Here is a 2,254-nt window from a genome sequence, read left to right as displayed (position 1 = left end):
ATCCCGAGGCATGGGAGAGTTTTCAGCTTTCCCGCAACGAGATCAGGGACAGGCTCATCGCGCGCGGCGACTCGCCCGGGTTGTCCGGCATCGACGACTTGCTCGGCGATGCCCTACGGGAGGGCGGCACCGTCGTCCCGACCGACGAGGCCACCGTGGCGGTGCTCCGCCCAGCATTTCATGAGGCGTTTACCGAGGTTCAGCGGGTAATCGACTGCCTGATCATGGCCAAGCGGAACGACCCGCAGCAACCCGAATCCAACGATGGCGCGGGGTCATCGCCACCTCCTTGCCGGGCACCGTTCGATGCTGGTCCTGCTACTGCGGCCGAGGTGGATAGGGATGGGCTGCGGCTGTCTGACCTTGCCGACGCCTACCTGACGGGATGCAACGCTGAGCCCGACTACGCCGGGGACCTGCGCACCTACGTGCGGCGCTTACAAGAAAGCCTTGGCGGAGACGGCCCGGTCCAGCAGATCAGCAGACGGGACGTGGTCCGGTTCCGCGACCAAGTCCGCAAGTTGCCCGCCAGACCCACCCACGCACAGAGGCGGATGCCCATTCTCGAACTCGTGGAAGTGGCCGAGCGGGAGCGCGCGGAGGGCATCGGCAGGCCGCGTCTCACCAGCAAGACGGTGAAGAAGTGGTTAGACCACCTCGGCGCTATGTTTTGGTATGGACTCACGAACGAGCTTTGCACTGCGAACCCTGTCGCGGGAGTGAAGCCGCCGAAGGAAAGGGACCCCGAACCACCCCGGCAGCCGTTCAGTCAAGACGAGCTTCGTCTGATCTTCGCCTCGCCCCTCTACCAAGGTCACGCAGGCGACGCCTACCGATGCACTCCCGGCACCCGAATCATCCGTGACAGTAAGTTCTGGCTGCCCTTCCTTGGGCTCTACACCGGCTGCCGACGTGAGGAGATGGCGCAGGCGCGGGTCGCCGACGTGAAGTCGGAGGACGGGGTCGCGTTCCTGCACATCACCAGCGTGGCGCAGGACAATGGCCGCGAGAAGCGGCTCAAAACGTTCGGGGCTCGGCGGATGGTGCCGCTACACCGCGCAGTGCTCGCAGCCGGGTTCATGGAGCACGTGGCTGAGCGGCGACGCCAAGGTGAAATCTACCTGTTCTCCGATCTCAACCACACGGCCAGAGAGCCCGCAGGCGCCTTCGGGAAGTGGTTCGACCGATTTTGCCGCCGCCTTGTCGAGATGAACGGACTGCCCTTGGGACAAGGAATTGACCATCCATCAAGGACCTTTCACTCCTTCCGCCACACCTTCAAGCGCGCCTGCCGTGACGCCGAAATTGGCAAGGAACTTCACGACGAACTGACCGGCCATGTTGGAGGCGACGATGTCGGCCAAGGTTATGGGCGCACAAGTGATGGCCGGTTTTCTCTGCGGGTCCTCAACTCGGCGGTCCAAAGGATCGACTACAGCGGCTTTGTCGCCCCGCCCTGAATTTAGAAAGCGAGGGGCAGCGCGCCAACCGGCGCTTCCAATTCGGAGAGCGACTGTGTCACGCTCCTCTATGCTCAGATGGAATGAAAATTTCGAGGTGGTTCGGGAAAGGAATAGCTGGGGGAAACGGGTGGCAGAGGCCGCGCGGCACCCAGCAGCAACGACCTTGCTCGCCTTTTTCCTAACGGGGGTGCTTGGTGTTGTTTTCTCGAAGATGCTCGACGACTGGTCGCGTCAGCGGCAGGTGGAAGCGACTGTTCGGGAGCGTGCTGTCGAGTCGCTACGCGAAATCACCGATCTGCTCTACGAACGTCGGACGCGGAGCGAGTTGGTAGCTTCGTCGATCAGAAGAGATGCGGGGGAGGCTGAGGTGCGGGCACGCAAATCAGCCTATGATGACGCGTACATTCGCTGGAATACCAAGCTTCAAAGCAACCTTTTCCGCATTCGAGAGATGACGTCTGGTGCAGTAACCATTGGTGGTTACTCCCGATTCGAGTTCTACGCGGAAAGGTACTTGGTGCCTCTTTTGCTAGCCGCTGACGCATGCATCACTTCTGCTTACGACACCTACCTCACGCCTGCGAACGGATCACTAGATTCTGCACGCAAGAAACTTGACACCTGCTCTATGCGTGGGGCGCAAGTCTACATCCGCGACATCCACCGCTCCACTGTTACCTGTTCCTATGCGTTCACGGATGCTCTCTTCATGACAGTGCGCGCTGCCTCAACACGGCGCGAGAAGGAGGAGGACCTTTCCATGGAGTTGGAAAGGCGGTGCAGAGTTCCGC

At 61.3% G+C, this 2,254-nt stretch carries 2 protein-coding genes; both read left to right on the top strand.

Annotated features, from left to right (window positions below; translation table 11 throughout):
* A partial coding sequence (locus tag GSE44_RS24975; RefSeq protein WP_159351527.1) for a site-specific integrase occupies positions 1-1,460 on the top strand: 1,460 nt, incomplete at its 5' end.
* A gap of 166 nt (positions 1,461-1,626) precedes the next feature.
* Positions 1,627-2,254 (top strand): hypothetical protein (locus GSE44_RS24970; RefSeq protein WP_159351526.1); only part of this gene is annotated, 628 nt, incomplete at its 3' end.

This window comes from Muricoccus harenae (genome assembly GCF_009848505.1).
GTDB classification, from domain to species: domain Bacteria; phylum Pseudomonadota; class Alphaproteobacteria; order Acetobacterales; family Acetobacteraceae; genus Roseomonas; species Roseomonas harenae.
This window is presented reverse-complemented; position numbering and strand designations above follow the sequence as displayed.